This window comes from Levilactobacillus acidifarinae DSM 19394 = JCM 15949 (genome assembly GCF_001434835.1).
GTDB lineage: Bacteria > Bacillota > Bacilli > Lactobacillales > Lactobacillaceae > Levilactobacillus > Levilactobacillus acidifarinae.
In genome coordinates this window covers 45,271-71,085 of sequence record NZ_AZDV01000001.1, presented here as the reverse complement: position 1 = coordinate 71,085, position 25,815 = coordinate 45,271, and the positions used below count along the sequence as shown (strand labels likewise).

Here is a 25,815-nt window from a genome sequence, read left to right as displayed (position 1 = left end):
TACTGGTTACCTAGTCGTCATTGACCGTGGCCATCCCCACTAACCAATGGTCGATATCATCTAAGCCAAACCCCTTGCGGTACAGGGCTTGCTTCGTTTTATACTTTCGTTCATTCGCCGCTAACGTGCGGTACTTGTGCCACAGTTTCTCGCCCTGCTTGGCTAACAACGCCGCCTGTTCGTCGATATCGGGCGTTAAATCTAAGGTCGCCAGCATCGCCGTGATCTCGTCGCCCGCAAACCCCCGGGTCATCAGGCCCTGGCGAATCTTTTGCTCCTGGGTGTGAAAGGCTTGATGCCGGTAACGCTTCGCCAACTTCTGCGCCACGGCCGTCCCCACGGTCTGGCGCTCCTCTGGCGAATACAACTTTAACGCGTCATCGATTGGTTGTTCCAACACCCCTTTTTGGCGGAGGTGCTGGCGGATCACCCGGGGGCCCTTATCGCTGGTCCGCATCATCGTGCGCACGTAGCTGGCGGCATAGTGCGCGTCGTCAACTAAGTTTAGCGCCACGAGCCGCTCGAGGGTCTCATCGATCACTTCTGGTGCGATCTCTAACCCGGCCAGCTTAGTGCGAACTTCCTTTTCGGTCCGCAGTTGTTGGGACAGATAGTCCAACGCCCGGTTATAGGCCTTGGCAACGTCGTCGGCCGCACTGAGCCGGGCCTCAAGTTGCTGATCGACCTCCATGCCCTTAAACAACCGAAAATCGATCAGGACGCTTTCACTGACCGGAAACGCGTAGTGGCCGTCCACGTACACGTTGAACCGGCCGGCTCGTTTCTGGGCTTGAATCATGGTAATTACGGCCAAAATAAGTCACTCCTTGTTCAGACTGACCTAGAACCTCCGCTTCGGGATGGCTCTAAGTGTTATTTTAACAGGTCTCCGCTCAACTCAGGCGGTAGAACCCGACATTAGTTAATCGATTAGCTTTTCATCACAAACACGTTGAGTGGCCTTAACCCTGCCTAGTCGCCCTTCCCCAGACCTGCTATAATTAAGGGTAAATAACGCCCCGTATGGCTCAGGAGGAGAATGGTTATGCTTACAGCACAAGTGGTTTTTGCCACCATCACCGGCAATAACGAAGACATTGCCGACATCATCACCGAAAAATTAGAGGATTTAGGCTGTCAGGTCACCGAAAGTGAAATCTCACAGGCCGACGCCACCGACTTTCAAACCGCCGATATATGTGTGGTGTGTCCTTATACTTACGATGAAGGGGCCCTCCCCGACGAAGGGTTGGACTTCTACGAAGACCTCCAAGCCCTAGACCTAACGGGCAAGCTCTACGGCGTGGCCGGCTCCGGGGACACCTTCTACGGCGAATACTACAACATCTCGGTCGATAAATTCGCCGCGGCCTTCCAACAGGCCCACGCCAAGGCCGGCGCCCCGGACATCAAGATCAACCTGTCCCCCGATCAAGACGACATCCAACAGTTGGACGCTTTCGCCCAACAATTGGTCACTAGTTGTCAGGACCATCAGTAAATTCGAATGCTTTAACTTAAAATAGAGAAGCTGTCCGTTCAGGTCAGCTTCTCTATTTTAAGTCATGAACGCCAAACGCGTCACGTTAAACGACCGCGCTAACGCAAATTTAAAAATCGCTACTCTTTCTTAGCTTTTCGCCGGCGGAGCAATCGGCGCAACTGGGCCTGCTCCTCGACCGGTCCGGCAATCAACTCTTGAATCGACGCGTTGACCACCGCCCCAAACATCAGAATCATCCCGGTAAAGTCTAACCAGAACATTAAGACGATGAAGGTCCCAATCGTTTTATAACTATCGATGTTATGCATGAAATATTTTAGATATAACGAAAAAGCTTGTGATAACAGCAACCAGCCCATCGCCGCAATCAACGCTCCCGGCCACACGAAGCGCCACTTCAAGCGGGCGTTGGGCACGAAGAAAAATAGGATCAAGAGAATGAAGAACGTGACCACGAACGTGACCGGCCACCGTACCGCGTTGACGTAGGTGAGAACCTGCGTCGGCAAGTGCAACAATGGGGTCAATTGTTCGAGAATGATCTGACTAAAACTGAAGACCAGCATGAGGCCAAACATTAACGCGATCAACACGACCATCCAGAAGAAGGCCCCCACGCGGTTAACGAACGCATTCTGGTTTTCTGCCACCCCGTAGGCCCGGTTCACGGTTCGTTGAAAGGCCGCGACTGCCCGGGACGACGACCATAGGGCCACGACGACCCCAATGGAGAGGACCCCGCCACTCCGTCGATTTAGAAAGGAGTGAATGATGGGGCCCAACATGTCGTAAATACTTTCGGGCACGATGGGCTCGATACCGTTCAGCACCGTTTGGGTATCAATGTGCAAGTACGGTAGAAGACTGGCCAGCACCAACAATGCCGGAAATAAGGACAACAAAATGTAGTAGGCCAACACCACCGCTGAGTCGGACACGTTGGCCATTTGATAGTGGCGCGCAATGGTCGTGATCACCGTGCGGGCCCCCGTGTAAAGTTTTCGCCAACGACTCACGGGTGGTCGACCCCCTTTAGAATGACCCGTAATCCTCGGCAAACTTCAGGGTCCCAATCATTTTTTCTAGCGTCCGGCGACTAAAGCGCACCCGCTTGGCCTGGCGGAAAGTTTCAATAAAGGTCGCCAGGTCGTGATAGTTGGCCACCGCCGTGCAATTATAAGCGTCGTGGGGGTTCAACTTCGTCTTGTTGCCGACCACCAGCGAGTTACTGTGCTCGTAGCGGTCGTAGTAGTTGTAATAGACCAAAGGTTTCACGAAATCGATGATCCGATCGCTCTTATTTTCGAGTTGCTTATGCATGGTAATTTCACTATTGATGTAGCGTACCAGTAACTTAGATGAGAGTTCGGCCTGCGTCGCTGGGTTGCCGATCCCGGTATGCAGGGTGACCGTACGCTTCTCGCGCCCGTCTTGTTCCAGGCTTAACGTGTACCCCTGGGTCAACGATTCATTTTCTTCGGAGAGGTTCGGCAAGAAGAACCGGTCCAATTGGTTGGTCAGAGCCTTAGTGGTGTCTTTTTCCTTGTGTCGTAAATTGACCGCGGAAAATTCGTTTAGGCTCGACGAAAAGATTTCGTCGGATAAATCGTGAAAGATCATGCCCCGCCAATACTTGCTTTCAACGTTAATAACGCCAAACGACGTCACCAATAAATTATCAATCTGCATCACCCGCCAAGAATCCCCACCGTTCATTTCCTGGGTGACCGGGTTCTTGACCTTGTTGGCAAAATGCACGTTCCGTAAGATCTTATAATCAAACCGTTCGTTGTGCTTGCCCGCTTCTTGATGAATATCTCGCATAATTTCGGATAACTGCTCGGTCGTTTTGATCTCCGCGCGGTCATACGCTGTTTCAGCCATTACGCTTTGCCTCCATTGATTTTTTCTTCAATTGCGGCCAAAATTCGTTCCGAGGCGTGACCGTCACCGTAAGGATTCTGGGCTTCGGCCATCGCCTGGTAGGCCGTTGGGTCGTTTAAGAGCGTTTCCATGGCCGTGGTGACCTTTTGCGGGTCGGTGCCGACCAACTTCAAGGTGCCACTGGTAACGCCCTCAGGCCGCTCCGTCGTGTCTCTTAAGACCAATACCGGCTTATTCAGCGACGGAGCTTCTTCCTGCACCCCACCCGAGTCGGTCATGATAAAGTAGCTTCTGGCCGCGAGGTTGTGGAAATCCACCACGTCTAACGGATCAATCAGATGAATCCGGTCCATGCCGTCCAATTCGGCGTGGGCCACTTTTTGCACGGCCGGACTCAGATGAACCGGATAGATGACTTCCACGTCCGGATGAGCTTCGACCACCTGCCGGATGGCGCGTAACACCACGTGCATGGGTTGTCCCTGATTCTCCCGTCGGTGCATGGTCAGTAGAATCAAGCGGTGTCCATCTTGGACCTGCTCAAGGACGGCGTGATGGTAATTCGCATCGACGGTCTGCTTGAGCGCGTCAATGGCGGTATTGCCCGTCACGTAGATGTGATCGTCCGGGTGGGCCTGTTTAAGCAGGTTTTGCCGCGACAGATTGGTCGGCGCAAAGTACAGGTCGCTTAAGATGTCGGTCAATTGCCGGTTCATCTCTTCGGGATACGGTGAATACTTATCCCAGGTCCGTAACCCGGCCTCCACGTGCCCCAGTAAGGTCTTGTGGTAAAAGGCACTGACACTGGCCGCAAAGGTCGTGGTGGTATCCCCGTGAACCAACACGATGTCGGGGTGGGCTTCGGTCAAAACCTGATCCAAGTGGTCCAATACGCGAGTTGTGATGCCACTAAGGGTTTGATTGGGCCGCATGATATTTAAATCGTAATCTGGTTGAATGTGAAAAATTTCGAGTACCTGGTCCAACATCTCCCGGTGCTGAGCCGTGACCACGGTGATCGGTGTAAACGCCGCCGGCCGCTGTTGCATCGCTAAAATAATCGGTGCCATTTTGATGGCTTCCGGTCGGGTGCCAAAGACTGTCATTACTTTAATCGGTTTCGTCATAAAATTCCCTCTACTTTCCGAAGTCTTATGCCTAATTATAGCAGATAACCCCACCGGCCGGGACCAGTAGCGGGTCAATTCCCGGATTAAGTCGCTTTTCTAATCTCTGGTTTGTGTCAACCAGATGACACCGGCACAGCGACTTAAACCGGGCGAACGGTGGTGCTGAATGCCCCACCCTTTCCGGCACCAGGTCACCATCTGTCCCGCTTTAAGTTCCCCCTTTACCCATTGTCCCCCTTAACGACCGGGGAATTTAATCATGATAGTTAAGTTTAAAGACACCCAAACATAAAGGAAACGTAATAGCTATCCCCTAAGCTTTGCTGTAAAATTAAGCATGTTGAGTGAAAGGAATGTCTAATACATGAAAACTTTAAGTCTAGTCGTTCCTTGCTATAACGAGGAGGAGACAATCCCACTATTTTACCAAACCGTTAGCAAGGTGATCGACAAAATGAACACCCCGACCCCAACGGTCACACCCGAGTACATCTTTGTGGACGATGGGTCGTCGGATAACACCTTAGCGGAAATGAAGACGTTGCATCAGGCTAATCCAGAAACGGTCCATTACCGGTCGTTTTCTCGTAACTTTGGGAAAGAATCCGCCTTAGCCGCCGGTTTACAAGCCACTACCGGGGACCTCGTGGCCGTCATGGACGTCGATCTTCAGGATCCACCCGAACTATTACCTAAAATGTTTGCGTTAATTGAAAACGACGGTTACGACTGTGTCGGCACCATTCAAAAGGAACGAAGGGGCCAAAGCAAACTCCGGGCCTTCCTGTCGAGTAGTTTCTACCGGGTCATCAACCGCATCTCCGACGTCCGCATCGAACCGAACGCACGGGATTACCGGTTAATGACGCGGCAGTTCGTCAATACGGTCCTTGACCTCCCTGAGTTCAACCGCTTCTCTAAGGGTATCTTCAGCTGGGTCGGTTACAAGACGACCTACCTGACCTACGAAAGTCAGCCGCGAGCCGCCGGCAAGACCCACTGGAGTCTGGGGCAGTTGTTCTCGTACTCCATCGAAGGCATTATCGATTTTTCTAACGCCCCGTTACGTCTGGCCACCTGGGTCGGTAGTTTCTCGTTTTTCCTGTCAATCATCGGGCTGATTTTCGTCATCGTACGCGCCCTCACCGTGGGTGGCTCGGTGGCCGGCTGGCCGTCACTCGTGGTCATCATGTTGCTGATTGGCGGAATTCAATTGTTCTGCCTGGGCATTTTAGGCCAATACATTAATAAGATTTATCTGGAAACCAAGCACCGGCCGAAATACATCGTCCGGGAAGAAAAATAAACGATTGCCAAACGACGTTACCGCTGAGGGTAACGTCGTTTTTTGTCGCTTGGTCACAAAAAAAGCGGTCGGTTCAGCGCCGACCGCTTATTAACGTTTAAATTAATGGAAAATGGCGTTCATGATCATGACCATGATAACCCCCACAATGGAGATGACCGTTTCCAACGTCGTCCAAACTTTGAAGGTATCCTTGACACTTAAGTCAAAGTATTCGGAGAACATCCAGAAACCGGCATCGTTCACGTGAGAAGCCGCTAACGACCCAGCCCCAATGGCTAAAGCAATCATGACGGGATCGGCACCCAACGAGTGCATCAACGGCATGATCAATCCGGAAGCCGTCATCCCGGCAACCGTCGCGGACCCCAAAGAAATCCGTAAGATCACCGTGATAAACCAAGCCAAGATAATTGGGGAGAACGAGGAGTTGACCATCAATTGTTGCACGGCCTTCCCGACCCCACCATCAATCAGGACTTGCTTGAAGGCAGAACCCCCGGCAATGACCATCAGTAACATGGCAATCGACTTTACGGCACTTTCGATGGTGCCACTGATTTCCTTCATCGTCCGTTGACGGTGTAGGCCCATGGACCAAATGGCGAAAAGTAACGCAATCACCATGGCGATGACGGGATTCCCCAGCATCGTCACGACGGCATCAAAGCCGTGCGGATTCTTCGGCGCTTGACCGCCGTTGACCGCCATTTGATAAATCGTTGCCAGTGCCATAAAGATCACTGGGAATAAAGAAGTTAAAACGGAAATCCCAAAACCTGGGGTTTCTTTCAAGTCAAATTCCTTAACTTCACCAAAGGCGGGCAAAGACTTCTTGACCACGAACAATTCGGGACTAAACCGCCGAATCACCCGCGTCCAAAGTGGCCCCGCGACGATCACACAAGGAATCGCCACGATAATCCCGATTAACAGGACTTCCCCAATGTTGGCACCCAAGGCCGTGGCAACGGCAGTTGGTGCGGGTTGTGGTGGTAAGAACCCTTGCGTGGCGGACAGTGCGGCGGCCATCGAAATCCCTAAGTACAGGAATGGCACGTCAGCTTCCAACGCCACGGCGAACACGATTGGTGTGACCAGGACTAACCCAACTTCGAACAGTAAGGAAATCCCAATCAGAAAGGACGCAATCACGATGGCAACTTGCAACCGCTTCTTCCCAAAGATGTTAATCAACGTCCGGGCGATCCGGTAAGATCCCCCAGCGTCTGATACCAGCCGTCCAATCATGGCCCCGAACCCAAAGACGATAATCAGCTCGCCCATTGAGCTCCCAATCCCGTTTTTAATGGAATCGGCAATGTCTGCAGGATTCATCCCCAGACCTAATGCGACCAAGATCGAAGTGGCAATCAGTGAAACGAAAGTATTCAGCTTTACCTTGATGATTAAGAACAGTAAGAGCAAAATACCCAATAACAAAATCACGAACTGCATGTTTTTCTCTCTTTTCCTATGCCCGATTCTGACGAATTAAATAAAAGTGCTAATTCAATCACTACGCATAGGAACCATTGTATGAAACTTTTTTTCGACATGCAAGCGTTTAACTGAATATAATTTTCAATTTTATTATGAAAAGTCCGTGAAAACGTTACCGCACAATCATTACAGAAACCGGAGAATATTTTGCCATGTAGGCCGCCTGGCTCCCGAAATATTTCCGGACGCCGCTCTTGGATAACGACCCGATCACCAGAATATCGGGCTTCACTTCGGGGATGATCGTCTTGACCATGGTTTCACCGGGATCCCCTTCACCGATAATTAACTTAACCTGCTTAACCCCGACCCGTTCGGCTAGTTTCTGATACTGCTCCAGGTGCTTGACCAGTTCGGCCCGTTGTCCGTGGACGTAATCCTTGCTCAGGGCCTGGTAAATGTTCATACTGTCGGATTCCATGATCGAACAGATCACCAATTCGGCGTCATCATACTTGGCCCGGTTCATGGCGTAACGAAAGGCGAGTTGGGCGTCGGGCGAATCATCGACCCCCACTAAAATACGTTTAAACTTCTTCGGATTCATTGATTCCATCTGATCCATCTGTAACGACCTCCTCAGGACTCTATAACCATCCTTATTATACTAGGAAATTTTCCAGAAAGCGCCCACAATTTTAAATTGACCTCCGATTAATAATTGGTCAACCGACTACAAAAGTGCGAGCTGTCAGTCTTGGCACCGATTTCAAAAAAGTTCGGCTTATTGAAAAAATATTTTATTAAGTCATTAACTTAACCGTCACTTTTAATAAAAATCGACAGCGACCAATTCTTCACCGCTAATTGTTGTGCTAAACTAGATCAGCTAAGTTATTGCTAAAGGAGGTCGTCGCCATGTTCTTTGCCCCACTATTCGAATGTGATGTGCCAACGCTGGGTTAATCAGCGGCACATTTCCGCCGCTGATTTTTAAGTCATTCAAAAAATTTAGCGGAGGGTCATTTCATGCAATCAAAATCAATTTTCGGTGCGTTATGTTTAAGTTTTGCGGCCTGCATCTGGGGCGGCATGTTCGTGGTCGTCAAGACCATCGTCGGAGAAATTTCTCCCATATCAATTGGTCTGGCTGCGCTACCTGATTGCCACCATTGTTTTGGGTCTGGCTGCTTGGGGGCAACACACCCCTTGGCACTGGGATTGGCCTAACTTACGGCTGATCATCCTGGCAGGCATCATTGGCGATACGCTATCCATCGTTCTGCAAGAAACCGGCACCTGGCTAGCCTCGGCCCAATTAGGCGCGGTAATCACCACCGCCACCCCGACCGCCATGGTGTTGTTTAGTTGGCCCCTCCTCCACCGGCGGCCCCGGCGACACGATTGGGTGAGTCTCGGTCTGGCCACCACTGGTGTACTCGCCATCGTGGGCCTGCAAGTCACCGGGCAACACGTCGTTCTCGGAGCCCTGTGCCTGTTACTCGCCGGCCTAACCTGGGCATTGATGTCGGTGCTGGTCCAACTAATTGACCAACGTTACTCGTTGTTGCAAGTCACCTTGCTGGCAACGCTGGTCGCGGTAGTCTGCCTGACGCCAATCGTCATGTGGCAAGCGCCCATTTTGACCCACATAGCGTGGACCAGCCCCCACGTCTGGGGCAGTCTGCTCTATCTCGGTGCCGTGTCGACCGCCCTAGCCTTCTTACTTTGGAATCTCGGGTTACGCCTCTTCCAAAGTCGACTATCCGGGCTGTTCTTCCTGTGGCAACCCGTCACCGGCGCGCTCCTGGGTTGGTGGTGGTTGGCCGAACCCCTCTCGTGGGGGTTTGGCATCGGCTTGCTGTTGATTCTCGCCAGCACCTGGGTCGCCATTCGCTTTGACCATTAACTGACAAACCTCAAAGAACGTTCCCTGATTAAGGAACGTTCTTTTTTTGTGAAATCATTTACTTAAGCGATTGCTAAGGACCTTGTTCACCTGGGTCAAGGCAACAAACTAATGGTCTATTGAGACAACCCCATCATCGCACGACATTCTTTAGGCTTTGTGCGCTCACACATTTGTTACGTTTCCCCCGTGGTTGGCTGTTTTGGTCGTAGTCCCGTTGCCGTTCATTCTAAAAGCTTCCTATATAAAGCATAGATTTGCTGAGCTCACCTCTTGACCAATTCATCACCAATAATGCGATTCAATTAGTGACTGTCTGATTGGCAAAAAGAAAAACCGGGTCAACCACTAAGTGATTAACACCGATTCATGATGTTCCTATTTTGACCGATGCCGCATGAGCTGGAAGAAGTCCACCACCAGCGTGACGTAGTAGAACAGCGCGGCAATCACACACAAAATCACGAAGACGTCCTGAATGATCCCGACGATCCCGGCGGCGTGGTTTTGAGCGTTGGTGTACCAGAAGTAGCCCGCCAAGACGGTCCAAAAAATCCCACGAATAAAGCGCTTTAATTGCGTACCCACCTGAACAGACCTCCTTTCGTTAAACTGAGGCTTTCCCTTTTAGGGGCTTAGTTAGTTTGGTTAAAACATAGTCCCATTATACGTCATTCATTCACAAATAGGGGCTCTCCCCTAAAATAAAACCGTTAGGCTCACGGGCCCAACGGTTTTTGGTGACTCAAGTTTTTCATTTAGCCGTCACCGGAGCAATCCAGGTAGCTAAGTTGGCTAACGGAACCGCGTGCATCGCGGGCTGTCCAATCGCCGTTAGGTAGACCCAGGTGAGGGCTTGATCGTGAATCTTCTTATCGTGGTGCATGGCCGCCAAGAGGTCCGTCGTCGTCAGATCCACCGGAAATTCAACCGGTAACCCCACGGCCATTAGCCGTTCCCGTAATTGGTTCGTCAACTCGGCGGGCATCAGCCCCTGAGCGGCGAAGAGCCGGGCGACTTGCACCAGGCCAATAGCAACGGCCTCCCCGTGCATGTAACGGCCCCGCCCCCAAAGCTCGACGGCGTGCCCGATGGTGTGCCCAAAGTTTAAGAGTTGACGTTGACCGCCCTCCTTTTCGTCGGCCATCACCACCCGCGCCTTAAAGGCGATACTGTGCCGAATCAACGGGGCGGCCTGCGCGAGAATGTCCGCCGGTTGGGCGACCGTCTGAACCAAGGCCCAGAAGTCACTCCCCACTAGCGCCGCACACTTGAGGATCTCCCCGTAGCCCTCCACCAACATGCGTGGCGGTAACGTGGTCAGCGTTTGGGGATCGATCAACACCACGTCGGGTTGGTAGAAGCTCCCGACCAAGTTTTTACCGGTGGGCAAATCAATGGCGGTCTTGCCGCCGACCGAACTGTCGACCTGGGCCAACAACGATGTGGGCACCTGCGCAAAGGCGATGCCCCGCAGGTAAATGGCGGCCACGAAGCCCGCTAAATCCCCCACGACCCCGCCCCCCAACGCAAGGACGCCATCGCTACGAGTCAACTGAGCAGCACTTAACGCGTCGATCAACCGCATCACTTGGGCCCAACTCTTACTGCTTTCCCCGGCGGGAACCGTCAGGACGGTCACCCGAAATCCGGCCGCCGTCAGTCGCTCACGGACCTGCTGCGCGTACAGCGGTCCCACGTTGGTATCGGTCACAATGGCGACTTGACGGGGTGACCAAACTTTAGCCAGTTCGGTCCCCACCCGAACTAACAGGCCCGTTTCGATGTTGACCGCGTAACTTTTCGCCGCGGTCGTGACTGGAATCGTTGTCATCTTCGCCCTCCTACGCCCAACTCTGGACTAAATCGTGCAGTTGAAACGCCTGTTTGGCCATCTTCAGGTAGGTCTTGGGTTTCAACGCTTGCGGCCCATCGGAGAACGCGTGGGTGGGGTCGTCGTGAATCTCCACGATCATTCCACTGGCGCCCGCCGCCACGCCGGCCATGGCCATCGGCGTGACCAATTCCCAGGTGCCGACCGCGTGACTGGGATCGACAATGACCGGGTAATGGGTCAGCTCCTGTAAGACCGGCACGGCCCCCAGGTCAAAGGTGTTACGGGTGTATTTATTATCAAACGTTCGAATTCCCCGTTCCAGTAGCATGATCTGGTGATTGCCACCGGCGGCAATGTATTCGGCGGCGTTCAACACGTCGTCAATCGTGGCCGACATCCCCCGTTTCAAGGCGACCGGAATCCGGGTCCGTCCCACGGCCTTTAACAGCGAGAAGTTCTGCATGTTACGAGCCCCAATCTGAAAGATGTCGGTGTATTGCGCAACCATTGCGACGTGTTCGTCATCCATGACTTCGGTGATCATGTCCAGGCCGTTCTGGTCGGCCGCGGCTCGGAGATCCCGTAGGCCTTCTTCCCCCAATCCCTGGAAAGAGTACGGCGACGTGCGTGGCTTGAAGGCCCCCCCGCGGACCACGGTGGCACCACCTTGCTTAGCAACCTCGGCCATTCGTTCGACGTGTCCCGCACTCTCGACGGAGCACGGCCCGGCCATCATCACAAAATGATTGCCACCAATGACGCTATGGGGCGTCCGAATGATCGTGTCCTCGGGGTGTAACAGCCGACTACTTTGCACGGCTGCCGGCACGTCGGTCAAGAGGTCGGTACTGGCCGCCCGAACATCTGCCGGGAGTTCTGCGGGGGTGAGACCCTGAATCGCGATGCGGTTAGCGTGGGTAAAGACCTCGTGAGTGGTCCCAAATTGGGCAATCAATTTCGCTTGCATGGCGGCTGCGGTCGTCGGTTTTAAAATAATAATCATTTAAATTCCTCCTCAATTACATGGCGTGACGTTGGTTAGTCGCCGGCGTCTCGTTGGTCAGACTGGCTAACAGATCGGCCTCAACGGCGGGGACCGGCATCGGTTTTCCCGTCCAGAATTGGAAAGCTAAGGCGCCTTGCCAGATCAACATGCCTAAACCGTTATGGGTTTCACAGCCCCTTTGCCGAGCCAAAGCCAAAAACTCGGTTTCCAGGGGTTGGTAGATCACGTCGTAAACGACCTGGCCGGGATGTAACTGCTCTAACACGCTCGTGGGGACCGGGACCCCGGCCGTGGTCATCCCCACGCTGGTGGCGTTGATGATCAAATCGGCCTGCGCGACTAGGTCTTGCATGGTCTGAACGGCCTCGTACGGGTGCAGGCGTAACGGCGTGGTGGTGTTTTGGGCTAACCCCGTTACCCAGGTGGCAACGGCCGGGTAGCTGGTCGTCTGGCGCTTGAACACGTCGACTTGGGCCAACCGGTAATCCAGTGACGCGGCGATGATGGCCTTACCCGCCCCGCCGGCACCCAGAATCACGACCCGTTTGCCCCGCAGGTTTAAGCCCCGGGACTGGAGGTTTTGAAACAACCCGGCACCATCGGTACTGTCGCCAATCAAGCGGCCGTGATCGTTTTTGATCGTGTTGACAGCGTTGATCCGTTGGGCCCGGGGCGTTAAGTCGTCGAGTAACGGCACCACGGTCTGTTTGAACGGCATCGATAAGTTGACCCCCGCGATTCCCATGCTCCGAATACCGGCGATTGCGGCGGGTAGATTACCGGGCGCGACGTCAAAGGCTAAGTACCGGGCATTGATGCCCCAATGTTGAAAGCTTAAGTTATGCATACGTGGCGACCGACTGTGGTGCGCCGGATGCGCGATGAAGCCAAATAATTGTGTTTTGCCGTTAATCATCAAATCATCCTCTCGTAAGTTCGTTTAAATGACGTTTAGTTGTAAAGGGGTGACCCTTCCCGTACGCAAGTAGGCCGTCACGAGGTGGTCCACCGTAAAGCCGTTGGCGGTCAAAACGTCAACCGCGGCGCCACTGGCCCCGAAATGATCGATGCCCACGACGGCGCCGTCCAGTCCGACGTAGCGCTCCCAGCCCTGCGTGGTTCCAAGTTCAATGGCCACGCGCCGACGCACCTGCGGGGGTAAGACCTGGTCTTGGTACGCCTTCGACTGTTGGTGAAACTGATCCAGTGACGGCAGTGACACGACGCTCACGTCGTGCCCCAGGGCGGCTAACCGTTGTTGGGCCTGCAAGGCTAGCGTGACCTCCGACCCGCTAGCCATCAAAATGCCACCGGGCTGCCGCCCCCGTTGCGGGGATAGGACGTACCCCCCACGGGCTACACCGGTCAAGGCCAATTGCTGGGTATGTGGTAAAACGGCCAAGGCCTGGCGGGTCAGCACCAACACCGTGGGGTGATCCGTGGCGTTAATGGCCTGCCACCACGCCGCAACGGTCTCGTTGGGGTCGGCCGGCCGAATCACCGTCACGTTGGGAATCGCCCGTAAACTCATGAGCTGTTCGATGGGCTGATGGGTCGGACCGTCTTCCCCCACCGCTAACGAATCGTGGGTGAAGACGTAGGTCACGGGAAGGTGCTGTAAGGCCGCCAAGCGAATGGCTCCCCGCAGGTAATCGGAGAACACCAGGAAGGTACTCCCGAAAACCCGTAAGCCCCCGTGCAAGGCTAAGCCGTTCAGCAACGTCCCCTCTCCAAACTCCCGGACCCCAAAAGCCAGGTTGCGTTGATCGGGGGCTTGGGGCGTCATCAACTGGTCGGACGCCAGCGTGGTACGGTTAGAACTCGCCAGATCCGCGGAGCCCCCCACTAGTTCGGGTAATTGCGCGGCTAATTGCTGGATGACGGCATGGCTAGTTTGCCGTGACGCCGCGGCGCCCTGGTCGTAGCTGGGGAGATTAGCCCCCAGGGTAGCCGGTAACTCGCCCGCTAAGACGCGAGCGAATTGGCGCCGTTGCTGGGGCGTTAAGGTCGTGAGCCGGGTTCGCCAACGGTGATAAGCCCGGTGCCCCCGCAACGTGATGGCCTGCCGAGCCCGCTCGGCTACCGCCGGCAAAACGGTAAAGGCCGGTGCTGTCCAGTGCAGCACCTTACAGAGTTGCTGGCGGCCCGCTGCCCCCAGGGGTTTGCCGTGCACCTGATTGGTCCCCGCCCCGGGGGCTCCAAAGCCAATGACGGTCTTCACGTCAATTAACGACGGCCGGTCACTCTGCTGCGCACGGATCACCGCGGCATCGATGGCCACTAGGTCCGCCCCGTTGGTCACCACCTGAACGTCCCAGCCGTAGCTCCGGAAGCGCTGGGGGACGTCGGTCGTCGTCGAACGACTAGTGGGGCCGTCGAGCGAAACGGCGTTGTCGTCGTATAAAACAATCAATTTATTTAACCGTTGGTGACCGGCAAAACTGGCGACTTCGTGGGAGACCCCCTCCATCAGATCACCATCACCCACCAGACAGTACGTAAAGTGGTCACTGACGGTCGCCCCGTACTGGGATGCGAGGTGCCGCTCGGCGAGAGCCATCCCCGCGGCCATCCCTAAGCCTTGCCCCAGTGGTCCGGTCGTGGCGTCCACGCCGGGCACCTTGCCGTATTCGGGATGTCCCGGCGTGCGGCTACCGAACTGGCGAAACTGCTTGAGATCGGTCATGCTGAGGTCAAAGCCACTCAGGTGTAACAGGCTATACAGAATAGCGGACCCGTGACCGGCGGAAAGGACGAAACGGTCGCGGTTAACCCACTGCGGGTGGCGCGGATCAAGCCGTAGATGTCGGCTCCATAACACCCACAGTAACGGGGCCGTGCCCAACGGTAACCCGGGATGTCCCGACTGAGCCCGTTCGATCATATCGATACTCAACACCCGTAAATTATTAATTGCTAATTGGTCGGTCTCATCAAATTCCCTTTTTTGCATCATTGCCATCTCCTTGAGGGACAAAAAAGCGCCCACAGACTAAACTGTGGACGCTTCGGTAACGGTGGACCGGTACCGTTAATAAACGGTGGGTCTCCGCCACGAGAAAAGTCACACAGTGATTGGTAAAACACCGATATGACTTTTCCGTAAGAACTTAATTATACGAAAATTACTGGTCACCATCGATGCGGACGTAGTGCCCGCACCAGGTGCCGACACTACTGCAGAAACCAGTAATAATAAAATCGATTTTGTTTTTGTCGGGGCCAGGTTCGCATAATTAAAATCTCCTTAGAAAATTAATGTTTACTTAATGACACTGAGTTTACGAGTCTTTGATAGACTTGTCAAATGGTTTTTTTGAATTTTTCTATGAATCGGGATAAAAAAGCCCCCGCATCCAACGATAACGGGGGAGACATCCAGTTACTGAAATAAAATATTAATGATGGGCCGGTTGCGACCGTTGCGGTTCCCCGTCACGATCATCACGGTGTGGGTCGCCACAAATTCGGCGGCTCCCACGGCCCCGGCACTGGTTTCCTTGTAGAGTTGCTTCAAGTACGCCTGCGTTAACCGGTCGAAATCCCGAATTGCAAATGTGTAAACGTTGGTCCCCGGAAACTCCGTAGCGAGTTGGGCCAACGGGGCCACTAAACTGGCATCGTCGGCGTAGGCCCAGGTCGAGTTTAAAAAACTGGCCTCCTGATGAATCGCGTTGGACGCAAAAATCTGACTGGCGCTTTTCAGCGCGCTAGCTGTTGCCATGAGTTATTCCTCCCTTAATCTAAAAAAGCCCCCTACCAACCCACGTCGGTTAGGAAGCTTCTAAATTGACTGGCCCCACCCGGACTCGAACCGGGATCATTCGCTTAGGAGGCGAGTGCCCTATCCAGTTGTGCTATAGGGCCAAAATCACAACCCGTGAATTAATTCTGACACGGATTGCGTGAATTGTAAAGCAAACTTTAGGCCTGGTCGTGTTGGGCGTCGCGATCACGCCACTTCTTCCGCATACCCTTGTTTTTGTTATGCCGGTTCTTGTGTTTTTGTTTGGACTTCTTCGACACGGGTGCTGCCGTCACGGTCGGCACCCCCGCCTTAGTCGTCGTAGCCGGAACTTGCTTGCCCGCCTTGACGGCCGGGGTCAGGTGTTCGTGCGCCGGTTGGGTCGCCACCGTTCCGGCCGGACGCGGCGCCGGATGACCCTCCGCTCGAACGGCGGGGGTCGTACTCGTCGCGGTCGGCCGTTCCGTGGTTAATTGCTTACCCTGGAAATAAACCGGCACGAGTTGGTAATCCGTGTCGCGCAACAACTTCTTCAGGTCACGTAAATCGTGGTCGTCCCCTAGGCTAATAACCTGACCGGGTTCGCCCATCCGACCGGTCCGCCCCGCCCGGTGTACGTATTCGTTGACCGTACTGGGGAGATCATAGTTGATCACGGCCGGCAACTTGGCGATGTCGAGGCCCCGGGCGGCCACGTCCGTGGTCAGTAACAGGCGAATCCGGCCCTGCCGGAAGTCCTGTAAGGCCTTCTCCCGTTGGACCTGCCGCAAGTCGCTGGTCAGACTGGTGGCGGACACGTGGTCGTGGTAAAACTTAGTGGCCGTGTGCTTCAAGGTGTTGGTCTGCTTAAAGAAGACCAAGGCCCGGAAATTGGGCTGGGCTAACAAGCGCTTCAACATCTGGTCGCGCTTCCCCATCCCGATCTGTAACAGGCCGTGACGGACGACGCCTTGTGTCTGGTCCTGTTGGCGCACGTCAATGCGGGTGACTTCTTGACCGAACCACTTGGGGAGATCACTTAAAATGGCCGTATCCGTCGCCGAGAAGAAGCTTAATTGACTGTCGGCGGGGGCGGCTTGGGCCACCGCCCGGACCGTTTCCAACGTGTCCCCGGTCAAAAGGTCATCGGCTTCATCCACGATAATGTGGGAAATTAAATGCATTTTTAGCTTGTGGTCTTGAATCAGATTTAAAATTCGACCGGGCGTTCCCACGATGACCTCGGGTCGTTTCTTCAAACGTTCCGTTTGGCGTTTAACGTTGGCACCCCCGGTCAACGCAGCCACCTTCAAATCAAGGAGCTTGGCCCAGTCGCGCATCACGCGGCTGGTCTGAATCGCCAGTTCCTGGGACGGTTCCAACACGATCAGTTGAATGCCGTCGCCCGCTAACAGGTTGGCTAAGGCCGGTAAGGTAAAGGCCACGGTCTTCCCGGAACCGGTCGGGGCTAACCCCAACACGTTCTGGTCGCTGGTCATGGGGCCGTAAACGGCCGCTTGGATTGCGGTCGGAGCATCATAGCCTAAAGTGCGAAAGTGCGCTTGGTACTGTTCTAACATAATTGGTCCTCTTCTTTACTAGTTTTCGTCTGCTGGGAAATATAAGTTGGCCGAGACCCGTAAATCGTACAGCACCTGGTTGACCTGCTGACTCCACCGCAACCACCGGCGGTAGTCGGCGGCGTTCTGCGCATCATCCGGATCCTGTAAAAGGCGCGCAAAGTCGGTCACTTCGGGTAACATCGGGTTCGGTAAATCGGGTTGGGTCAGGTCTGCGGCGGTACCGTCCGCGGCGTAGGCTTTAACCTGGGTCAGTTCGCCGGCACTATCCAGGGCTAACGTTTCCTTCAAGCCGTAGATTTCGGACCAGGCGTAGGCGTTACTGGTCTTTCCAAAGTTGACCGTCACGTCAAAGTCCCCGTACCGCAAGATGGCAATCCCCTTCCCGTCGGCACCGGTCGCGACCAGTGTTGGGAAGTAGGCCACGTTGGCCGGCTGGCCGAACAATGCCACGGCCAGATAGATGGGATAAACGCCTAAGTCTTGAAGCGCCCCACCGGAAAATTCCTTGGTGAAGACGTTGGGCCGCTCGCCCGCCAACACGTTGTCGTAACGCGAGGAATATTTCATATAAGTCAACGTTGCGCCCTGCACCGTCGGTAACGCCGCCACGGCCTTTTCTAGGGCGTGGAAGTTCGGTGTGTGCACGTTTCGCGCGGCCTCTAATAACCGCACGTGGGGGTGCTTGGCCAGTTCGGCCATCAAGGCCGTCATTTCCCCCTGATTGCTAACGGCCGGTTTCTCGACAATGACCGAAATGTCGTGCCGAATCGCGGCCAAGGCCTGTTGAAAGTGTAGACTGTTGGGCGAGGCCAAATACACCACGTCCAGGTTGGCATCGTTTAACATCGTGGCATAGTCCGTGTAGCTCGCTTGGGCGTGATTCTTCGCCGCAAAGGCTTGCGCCGTTTGGTCGTGCCGGGAATAAACCGCCGCTAACTCGTACTGTTGCGATAAGGCCAAGGCCTCGACGAGTTGCTGGGTAATCCAATGCGTCCCCACTGTTCCAATCCGAATCATGAGTCATTCCTCCAATGCATAAGTTACGCGGTAGGTTCGGGCAATTCCGGGTCTAACAACTAGGGTCACTTCGCGCTGATGAGCTGGCCGAACACCACGTATCAGTTGTTACCCCTTATTCTAACAGTCCCCGCCGAATAGGCATAGCAACCACCTTATATTTTTCTAAAAATGCTCAGGAGTTGGCGGGGTTTTGCGTGGCTTCTTTCTTAAAAAATGTTATATTGAAGACAGCTAATAAAGTCAAAGGAGGGATTATCGGTGAAAGGTCGAGAACTGGCGTTGTTTGGAATTTCACTACTAGCCGGGCTGACCGGCGGCTTTTCGTTGCGTAAAAAACAACAGGGCCAGTCGAGTCACGACTCCCCGCTCTTCTACGCGGGAACCTGGCAGTTCGTGGATCCGCACAATCAACGGCACCACCGGTTAGAGATCAGCCCGAATTTGGATGTCCACATCGATGGGCGTTCGCTGGAGGTTCGGGTTCAAGAACTAAACGACCATCAGCTGACGTTCCAAGACAAGTTTGGGTATCACCTGGTGATTCACGCCAACGAACAACAGCCCATTTCATTTTTTGATGAAGCCGATGATTGTACCTACACAGTTCATCCCGCCGACGGGCCAACTTCAACCAACTAAACCAGCGCAAGCCCGGAACTTAACTTCCGGGCTTTTTGGTTTAGCGCCGGTTAATCGGCGACCGTCCGGTGAAAATTACCGGGACAAAAAACGTGTCCGGAGCTTTCGTTCCGGACACGTGACCTGTTCCTTAATTTTGCTGACTAAACTTCGTCCATTGGCGCTGCGTCCCGTTAAAGACCGTGAAACCGACCGCCTGCGACTGGCCGTTTTGACTGAGCTTACCACTCGCGTTGTACTCGATTAATTGCACCGGCGAGTCATAGTGGCCCAGGTGCCCGTCAGCCATCCATTCGTCTTGATTTGGCAAGACCGGTCGGACAAACTGCGTCAGGACCGTCTTGTTGGCGTAGATGACTACGCCTTGCTGGTAAGTCGTTTCTAACGCGGTGACGATTTTCTTTAACTTCTGTCCCTGCGCCGCCATATCTTGGTTACTGCTGTTGTACTGATCGTAGTAACTAACCGCGACCATGATCGGTAACGTCCCGGTCTGCCGGCCAACCGTCTGATTGAAGTGGTGTAACTGTCGTGAAGCCGACGTGGAAAAACTAAACGTGTGCACGACCCCGACCTTAATCTCGGCGCCCTGGGCCCGCGAATAATTATTGCTAAAATCATTATCGCTATAAGTCGCCCCGGAAGTCGCCTGGATGTACACAAACTGATTGTTTTTCGCCAATTGTTGAAAATCCAGATACCCGCTATCCTGGTTGATGGTCACCCCGTGAATCGGGTAACGTGCCAGGCGGGCCTGCTGGTAACTCTGCCAGGTGCGCCAGCCCCAGATGCCCAGGCCCACGACCACTAAGGTTAGGACCAAGGCACCCAGCCGGCGCCAACGTCGCTGACGTCGGCGGCGTTTTTCATAAATTGGTTGATAATCCTGTCGTTTCACCGTTGTCACCGATCCTCGCGTCACGCTTTTGGACTATTATACCATGACAACCTTAAGGTTCTTCACGGGTTCGTTCAATCACGTCCCGAACGTGCATCAGGACGGGTTGCGTTCGAGATGAGCTGCGCAGAACCGTCATCATAAACAGGCTATCCAGGATGGCAATTTGCGAAATCAACGAATACATCCCCTCGGAACGGTACTTGATCTCGTCGGTCAACGACAACAAGGTTACCGTGGCCGCTCGGGCTAATGGTGACCCACTGTAGCTGGTGATTCCGATGATGGGCACGTGGTTAGCCTTTAATTCCTTGACGATTTGAATGGTTTCGTAGTTTTTGCCGGAGTGTGAGATCACCACGGCACAATCGTCAGCGGTCAACTTAGCCGCCTGCATCAGCTGAATATCGTAGTCGGGGTGGTAGGCCACGTTCAACGAGGTCCGCACGAACTTATGGTAGCCGTCCAAAGCGGCGATCGATGACCCGCCCAGGCCGAAGAAGTTGACGGTCCCGGCGTTGATCAACTTAAGCACCGCCCGGGCGATGTCGTTTTCACTCAACGCATCGTTGGTAGCTTCTAAGGAAGCCATGGATGAGTGAAAAACCTTGTTGGCAATCACGCCCAACGAGTCCCCTTCACCCAATTCCTTGAATAGTTTAGCGCCTTCCTGGGCGTCGACTACGACCACGTGCGCCAGCTCCATGGTAAATTCCCGGTAGTTGGCGTACCCCAATCGTTTGACGAACCGCGAGATTGACGCGGTCGACGCGCCCGCCGCACTCGCCAGTTCCCGGATGGTCATCTCACTGACCGTCGACGGACTGTTGAGCGCCAGCTGTGCAATCCTTTTTTCTGTGGTAGACAAGCTGTCATACTTACCGCGAAGCTTACCCAATGCTGAACGTGCGATAACCACCATCACCCTTCTTCGTTTAAAAATCTTTTTGTAAATATTTTACAACATCCTACTTGAAAAGTGAAACTTTTTTACATATAATAAACAGCGTTGCCTTCGGGGGCCTCTTTGTCTAAAATGGCACTTAAGCCAGGTTAAACGAAGGGATAACGCTTGCTTTTCGCTAAGCGACCCAGTACGCTATCCATGATAACGTTTTCTTGCTGGTGTTTCCCGGGTTTTCGACGGCGGGCCGGTGATTTTTCACTCGGCGCAAACATTAACTAAAGTAACAACGCTTGTGACTTCAACGAGTTACCACGAAAGGAAGAGTTTTATGGACTACATGATTGGCGTCGACATTGGAACGACCAGTGTTAAGACGGTACTATATGACACCGATGGTAAGATGCAAGGCTATTCCAATAACCTGTATCCCCTCTATCAAGATGTTCCCGATATGGCGGAAGAAGACCCAGAAGAAATCTTCTCCGCAATTATCGACGGCCTCACCACGGTCATGCGCAAGGCGGACTTAAAGAACGGCACCCTGCACGGGGTTTCCTTCTCCGCTGCCATGCACAGTTTGATTTTATTGGATGAAAACCACCAACCGTTGACGCGGGCCATCACCTGGGCCGACAACCGGGCCGTTCAATACGCCGATGAACTCAAAGAAAACGGTGTGGGGAAACAACTATACGAAAAGACGGGGACGCCAATTCATCCCATGACGCCACTCAGCAAGTTAATTTGGTTGCGAAACGAACAACCCGATCTGTTCAAACAGGCACGGTGGTTCGTCGGCATCAAGGAATACGTGATCTACAAGCTGTTCGGCGTCTTACAAGAAGATTACTCCATCGCTAACGCCACGGGGCTATTCAACATCTTCAAGATGGACTGGGACGACCAAGCCTTACAGGTGGCCGGCATTACGCGCGACCAACTGCCTAAGTTAGTCGACACCACGGATCAAATCTCCGGCATGAAGGCCGACTACGCCGGCGTCATCGGGATGGATCCCAACACGCCGTTTGTCATGGGTGCTTCCGACGGTCCGTTGGCTAACCTCGGGGTCGACGCCATCGATCCCGGTGTCGTGGCCGTCACCATCGGAACGTCCGGTGCCGTGCGGGTCGTGACCGACAAGCCGAAGATTGACCCTAAGGGCCGGGTCTTCTGTTACTACCTTTCCGAAGGCCGTTGGGTCGTCGGTGGACCGGTCAACAACGGGGGGATCGTCTTCCGTTGGGTCCGGGATCAACTCTTCGCCCCCGAAAAGATTACGGCCGAACAAATGAAGGTCGACTCTTACGACCTGCTGACCGAAATCGCGTCCAAGATTCCAGCCGGTTCCGACGGCTTGATCTTCCACCCCTTCTTGGGTGGCGAACGGGCGCCTATCTGGGACGCCAACGCTCGGGGCTCCTTCTTTGGCCTGACGCGGACGCACTCCCGGGCCCACATGGTCCGCGCTGCGTTGGAAGGAATCGTCTACAACCTTTACACCGTGATGTTGGCCTTAGAAGAAGTGGTCGGCAAGCCATCCAGCATCCAAGCAACTGGTGGGTTCGCCCGCTCCGCGCTTTGGCGCCAAATGTTAGCTGACATCTTCGAACAAGACGTGACGATTCCCGAAAGTCCCGAAGGTACGGCCTTAGGGGCCGCAACGTTGGGGATGTACTCGTTAGGGTTGATCGACGACTTGGCTCAGGTCAAGAACTTTATCGGGGTGGCTAACGTCCACCACCCGAACCCGGACACGTTCGAAGCTTACCGGACCTTAGTGCCAATTTACATCCGGTTAAGTCGGCAATTACAATCCGAATACAAGAACATTGCCGAATTCCAACGGAAACACCCGCAACAAACCACGCAAAAGAAATAACCCAATCTCAATAGTTTCTGAAAAGAACCTTCTTAACTGCTACTTTTGTGAAAGTTAAGAAGGTTCTTTAATATACAAATTGTGTGCCATCAAGTATAATATGAACTGCTCAACGGAAAGCTAGTATAGGGGTGCTAGCTTTTTAAAATATCTAAGATGAAAGGGCTTACTTCTTATGGAATTAATTGCACTTGTAATTGGGGTCATCTTTCTATTAGTCCTCATTATTCGTTTCAAGATCAACACGTTCGTCTCACTGATTATGACGTCCGTCCTGACCGCGCTACTGCTGGGCATGAACCTGACCAAGATCATGGTCACCATTGAAGCCGGGATTGGAAGCCAATTGGGAGAACTCTCCCTGGTCTTCGGGTTCGGTGCCATGCTGGGTCGCTTAGTGGCCGACGCCGGTGGGGCTAACGTGATTGCCACGACCTTAATTGACAAATTCGGTAAACAACGGCTCCAAGTGGCCATTATGCTTGCGTCCTTTATCATCGGGATCGCCCTCTTCTTCGAAGTCGGGTTGGTGTTATTGATTCCGATCGTCTTCGCCATTGCACTGGAAGCCAACGTTCCAATTCTCTACTTAGGGATTCCGATGGCCGCCGCCCTATCCGTGACCCACGGGTTCTTACCACCACACCCGGCCCCGGTCGCCATTGCCGCGGTCTTAAAGGCCAACGACGGGGAAATACTGTTACTGGGGTTAATCGTCGCGATTCCGGCGGCGATCATTGCCGGGCCAGTTTTCACCAAGCTTGCCCGCAAGTTTGCCCCGAGTGCTTTTGAGCGTAAAGGGAACCTCTCTTCACTAGGTGAGGTCAAAACCATTAAGCCGGAAGACGCTCCCAGCTTCGGCCTGTCCGTCCTAACGTCGCTCTTCCCCGTCATCTTAATGGCGATTACCACCATCTACAAGATGACCGTTAACGGCGGCGCGACCCCGACCAAGAACGCCACCATGCTCGACCAGATTGTGGCCCTGATTGGGGATCCCGCCATGGCTATGCTGATCTCACTGTTAGTGGCCATGTTCACCATGGGCTGGCGGCGTAACCGGAAAACGGCCGACATCATGCAAACCCTGGAAGATGCCGTCAAATCCATCGCGATGCTGCTCCTGGTCATCGGGGGTGGTGGGGCCTTCAAACAGGTCTTAATTGACGGTGGGGTCGGCCAAGAAGTGGCCAAAATCTTCGTTAACTCCAACATGTCACCCCTCCTATTAGGTTGGTTAGTGGCCGTGGTGCTCCGGGTGGCCTTAGGGTCTGCGACCGTGGCTGCCCTGACCGCCGCCGGTATCGTGGCGCCGTTGATGGCCCAAGCCGGTGTCGCACCAGCACTGATGGTCCTGGCCATCGGAGCGGGGTCCTTAGCGGCCTCGCACGTGAACGATGCCGGGTTCTGGATGTTCAAGGAATACTTCGATTTATCGGTCAAACAAACGCTGAGCATCTGGACCGTGCTAGAAACGGTCATCTCGGTGGTCGGGATCGTGATTGTCCTACTACTGAGCTTGGTCGTTCACTAGTCGACCTCCCAACTTAACCCATATTTCAGGACGCGGCTCCCCGGCCGCGTCCTTTTTAAGTCGTCTAAAACTCGTTACCGACTGGTCCGGAGGTGGCTTTCCTCCGAGCCACGGCCCCGCAAGGTCAGTCCCCATTATCACAACTGGTTTGTATCCGGTTACATTGCACCCGTTGATGATTTCGGGAGCCAACGGTCGAAATTCCGTGCTATAATGGTTAAATCAGTCATTTTAGAGAAAAGAGGCATCGTATTTTGGCAAAGGCGCTACGCCGCGAAATTGGAACGTTTACCGCCCTGGCGACCGTGATGGGCACGGTCATCGGGGGTGGGGTCTTCTTCAAGACTGCTAGCGTGGTGGCGGCCAACCATTCCGCCAACATGACGTTGCTGGCCTGGGTCCTCGGCGGGCTGCTAACCATCTGCGCCGGTTTGACCAGTGCCGAATTAGCCGCGGCCATCCCCAAGACCGGTGGGGCCATGCGCTACCTGGAATACGCCTACGGCAAGCCCGTGGGCTTTTTGATGGGCTGGGCCCAAATTCTGGTCTACTACCCCGCCAACATCGCCGCGTTATCCATCGTGTTTGGGACGCAGTTCATCGCCCTGTTCCACCTGGCCACTGGCTGGCAACTCCCCATCGCCATTCTTTGTGGGGGGAGCATTACCGCCATCAACTTCCTGGGAGCCAGGGCCGCGGGCCGGTTACAATCCGTGGCGTTGGTGTTCAAATTAATCCCCATCGCCATCATCGTGATTTTCGGCTTAATGGCGCCGGCCAACACGCCGATCCCCCTGTGGCCCATCGCGACCGGGGATCACCTCAACTGGGGGCAAGCCTTTGCGTCGAGCTTACTGGCGACGATGTTCGCTTACGACGGGTGGATCAACATCGGTAACATCGCCGGGGAAATGAAGAAACCCGAACGCGACCTGCCCCGCGCCATCGTCTTAGGATTAGCGGCGATTACCGTCGTCTACACCCTCGTTAACTTAGTGGTTCTGCGTACCCTCCCGATCGACCTGATTGCCGGTAACCAGAACTCGGCCGCCGACGCCGCCATGCGACTATTCGGTCAAATGGGCGGGAAATTGGTCACCATCGGTATCCTGATCTCGGTCTACGGGGCCATCAACGGCTATACCATGACCGGGATGCGGGTCCCGTTTGCCATGGCCGAAGAAGACAGTCTGCCGTTCTCAACGTACTTTCACCGGTTGTCCCGCCGGACTTATGTGCCCTACTTTGCGGGGCTGGTCCAGCTGGGGATTGCCCTGATCATGATGTTTTTGGGGAGCTTCGATCTGTTGACCGATATGCTGGTCTTCGTGATGTGGGTCTTCAACTGTTTGATTTTTCTGGCCGTCTTTAAGCTCCGCCACCGCGAACCCGAGATGGTCCGGCCGTACCGGGTCCCCGGTTACCCCGTGATTCCCCTGATTGCCTTAGTGGGTGGGATTTTTATCCTAGTCACCACCCTGATCACCGAAACGGGCTTAGCCGTGACCGGCCTGGTGCTGACGTCGCTGGGACTGCCGGTCTACTTCTGGCACCAAAAACACCGCCGAACGACCGACTAATTATTATAGACACTAAAGGCGCAACGCCT

At 54.2% G+C, this 25,815-nt stretch carries 23 protein-coding genes and 1 tRNA gene; 7 read left to right on the top strand and 17 right to left on the bottom strand.

Features of this window, described 5'->3' with window-relative positions:
• Positions 1–10 precede the first annotated feature (10 nt).
• Positions 11–817: a recombination regulator RecX gene (gene recX, locus FD25_RS00325; RefSeq protein ID WP_225428556.1), complete on the bottom strand. Its 807-nt coding sequence runs from the start codon at positions 815–817 to the stop codon at positions 11–13.
• A gap of 228 nt (positions 818–1,045) precedes the next feature.
• On the opposite strand from recX, the gene FD25_RS00320 reads away from it, so the two are divergent.
• Positions 1,046–1,501: a flavodoxin gene (locus FD25_RS00320; protein WP_057800604.1), complete on the top strand. Its 456-nt coding sequence runs from the start codon at positions 1,046–1,048 to the stop codon at positions 1,499–1,501.
• 119 nt (positions 1,502–1,620) lie between these two features.
• On the opposite strand, the gene FD25_RS00315 is transcribed toward FD25_RS00320, so the two are convergent.
• Genes FD25_RS00315 through wecB form a run of 3 tightly spaced genes read right to left on the bottom strand, consistent with a single transcriptional unit; the run spans position 1,621 to position 4,515 of the window.
• Positions 1,621–2,520 (bottom strand): YihY/virulence factor BrkB family protein, encoded by a 900-nt coding sequence (locus tag FD25_RS00315; RefSeq protein ID WP_057800603.1) that lies wholly within the window; start codon positions 2,518–2,520, stop codon positions 1,621–1,623.
• Between the two features lie 16 nt (positions 2,521–2,536).
• Positions 2,537–3,388, bottom strand: coding sequence for a nuclease-related domain-containing protein (locus tag FD25_RS00310; RefSeq protein ID WP_057800602.1), 852 nt, complete (start codon positions 3,386–3,388; stop codon positions 2,537–2,539).
• Positions 3,388–4,515: a non-hydrolyzing UDP-N-acetylglucosamine 2-epimerase gene (wecB, locus tag FD25_RS00305; RefSeq protein WP_057800601.1), complete on the bottom strand. Its 1,128-nt coding sequence runs from the start codon at positions 4,513–4,515 to the stop codon at positions 3,388–3,390. The genes FD25_RS00310 and wecB overlap by 1 nt, the downstream gene beginning before the upstream one ends.
• 367 nt (positions 4,516–4,882) lie before the next feature.
• Between wecB and FD25_RS00300 the strand changes: the two genes are divergently transcribed.
• Positions 4,883–5,824: a glycosyltransferase family 2 protein gene (locus FD25_RS00300; protein ID WP_057800600.1), complete on the top strand. Its 942-nt coding sequence runs from the start codon at positions 4,883–4,885 to the stop codon at positions 5,822–5,824.
• 102 nt (positions 5,825–5,926) lie between these two features.
• On the opposite strand, the gene FD25_RS00295 is transcribed toward FD25_RS00300, so the two are convergent.
• Together FD25_RS00295 and FD25_RS00290 are read right to left on the bottom strand one after the other, a co-directional pair.
• Positions 5,927–7,282, bottom strand: a complete 1,356-nt coding sequence (locus FD25_RS00295; RefSeq protein WP_057800599.1) for a gluconate:H+ symporter — start codon at positions 7,280–7,282, stop codon at positions 5,927–5,929.
• Between the two features lie 157 nt (positions 7,283–7,439).
• Positions 7,440–7,883, bottom strand: coding sequence for a universal stress protein (locus FD25_RS00290; RefSeq protein ID WP_162256252.1), 444 nt, complete (start codon positions 7,881–7,883; stop codon positions 7,440–7,442).
• 525 nt (positions 7,884–8,408) lie between these two features.
• Here FD25_RS00290 and FD25_RS00285 point away from each other — a divergent pair.
• On the top strand, positions 8,409–9,176 hold the full coding sequence (locus tag FD25_RS00285; protein ID WP_235807905.1) for a DMT family transporter: 768 nt from the start codon (positions 8,409–8,411) through the stop codon (positions 9,174–9,176).
• A gap of 378 nt (positions 9,177–9,554) precedes the next feature.
• Here FD25_RS00285 and FD25_RS00280 read toward each other — a convergent pair whose 3' ends face one another.
• The 9 genes from FD25_RS00280 to FD25_RS00240 form a co-directional block, all read right to left on the bottom strand.
• The gene (locus FD25_RS00280; RefSeq protein WP_057800597.1) at positions 9,555–9,764 is read right to left on the bottom strand and encodes a hypothetical protein; all 210 of its coding nucleotides are present in this window, start codon (positions 9,762–9,764) and stop codon (positions 9,555–9,557) included.
• Positions 9,765–9,930: 166 nt separating this feature from the next.
• Complete coding sequence (gene aroB / locus FD25_RS00275; protein WP_057800596.1) at positions 9,931–11,010, bottom strand: 3-dehydroquinate synthase; 1,080 nt, start codon at positions 11,008–11,010, stop codon at positions 9,931–9,933.
• Between the two features lie 10 nt (positions 11,011–11,020).
• Entirely contained in the window at positions 11,021–12,016 is a 996-nt protein-coding gene (gene aroF, locus FD25_RS00270) for a 3-deoxy-7-phosphoheptulonate synthase (RefSeq protein WP_057800595.1), read from the bottom strand.
• A 16-nt stretch (positions 12,017–12,032) separates the two neighbouring features.
• Complete coding sequence (locus tag FD25_RS00265; RefSeq protein WP_057800594.1) at positions 12,033–12,935, bottom strand: shikimate dehydrogenase; 903 nt, start codon at positions 12,933–12,935, stop codon at positions 12,033–12,035.
• A 24-nt stretch (positions 12,936–12,959) separates the two neighbouring features.
• Entirely contained in the window at positions 12,960–14,972 is a 2,013-nt protein-coding gene (tkt, locus tag FD25_RS00260; protein ID WP_057800593.1) for a transketolase, read from the bottom strand.
• Positions 14,973–15,401: 429 nt separating this feature from the next.
• Entirely contained in the window at positions 15,402–15,743 is a 342-nt protein-coding gene (locus tag FD25_RS00255) for a hypothetical protein (protein ID WP_057800592.1), read from the bottom strand.
• Between the two features lie 70 nt (positions 15,744–15,813).
• Positions 15,814–15,886, bottom strand: a tRNA-Arg gene (locus tag FD25_RS00250).
• A gap of 57 nt (positions 15,887–15,943) precedes the next feature.
• Positions 15,944–17,323, bottom strand: a complete 1,380-nt coding sequence (locus FD25_RS00245) for a DEAD/DEAH box helicase (RefSeq protein WP_057800591.1) — start codon at positions 17,321–17,323, stop codon at positions 15,944–15,946.
• Positions 17,324–17,341: 18 nt separating this feature from the next.
• A complete protein-coding gene (locus FD25_RS00240; protein WP_057800590.1) occupies positions 17,342–18,343 on the bottom strand; it encodes a Gfo/Idh/MocA family protein in 1,002 nt (333 codons plus the stop codon).
• 261 nt (positions 18,344–18,604) lie between these two features.
• On the opposite strand from FD25_RS00240, the gene FD25_RS00235 reads away from it, so the two are divergent.
• Positions 18,605–18,985: a DUF4828 domain-containing protein gene (locus FD25_RS00235; protein WP_057800589.1), complete on the top strand. Its 381-nt coding sequence runs from the start codon at positions 18,605–18,607 to the stop codon at positions 18,983–18,985.
• A gap of 130 nt (positions 18,986–19,115) precedes the next feature.
• Here FD25_RS00235 and FD25_RS00230 read toward each other — a convergent pair whose 3' ends face one another.
• Together FD25_RS00230 and FD25_RS00225 are read right to left on the bottom strand one after the other, a co-directional pair.
• A complete protein-coding gene (locus FD25_RS00230) occupies positions 19,116–19,883 on the bottom strand; it encodes a GH25 family lysozyme (RefSeq protein WP_057800588.1) in 768 nt (255 codons plus the stop codon).
• Between the two features lie 52 nt (positions 19,884–19,935).
• Positions 19,936–20,805: a MurR/RpiR family transcriptional regulator gene (locus FD25_RS00225; RefSeq protein ID WP_057731869.1), complete on the bottom strand. Its 870-nt coding sequence runs from the start codon at positions 20,803–20,805 to the stop codon at positions 19,936–19,938.
• Positions 20,806–21,118: 313 nt separating this feature from the next.
• On the opposite strand from FD25_RS00225, the gene gntK reads away from it, so the two are divergent.
• From gntK to FD25_RS00210, 3 genes are all read left to right on the top strand, one after another.
• Positions 21,119–22,672, top strand: a complete 1,554-nt coding sequence (gene gntK, locus FD25_RS00220; RefSeq protein WP_057800587.1) for a gluconokinase — start codon at positions 21,119–21,121, stop codon at positions 22,670–22,672.
• A gap of 175 nt (positions 22,673–22,847) precedes the next feature.
• Positions 22,848–24,206, top strand: coding sequence for a gluconate:H+ symporter (locus tag FD25_RS00215; RefSeq protein WP_057800586.1), 1,359 nt, complete (start codon positions 22,848–22,850; stop codon positions 24,204–24,206).
• Positions 24,207–24,514: 308 nt separating this feature from the next.
• Positions 24,515–25,786, top strand: coding sequence for an APC family permease (locus FD25_RS00210; protein ID WP_057800627.1), 1,272 nt, complete (start codon positions 24,515–24,517; stop codon positions 25,784–25,786).
• Positions 25,787–25,815: the final 29 nt, after the last annotated feature.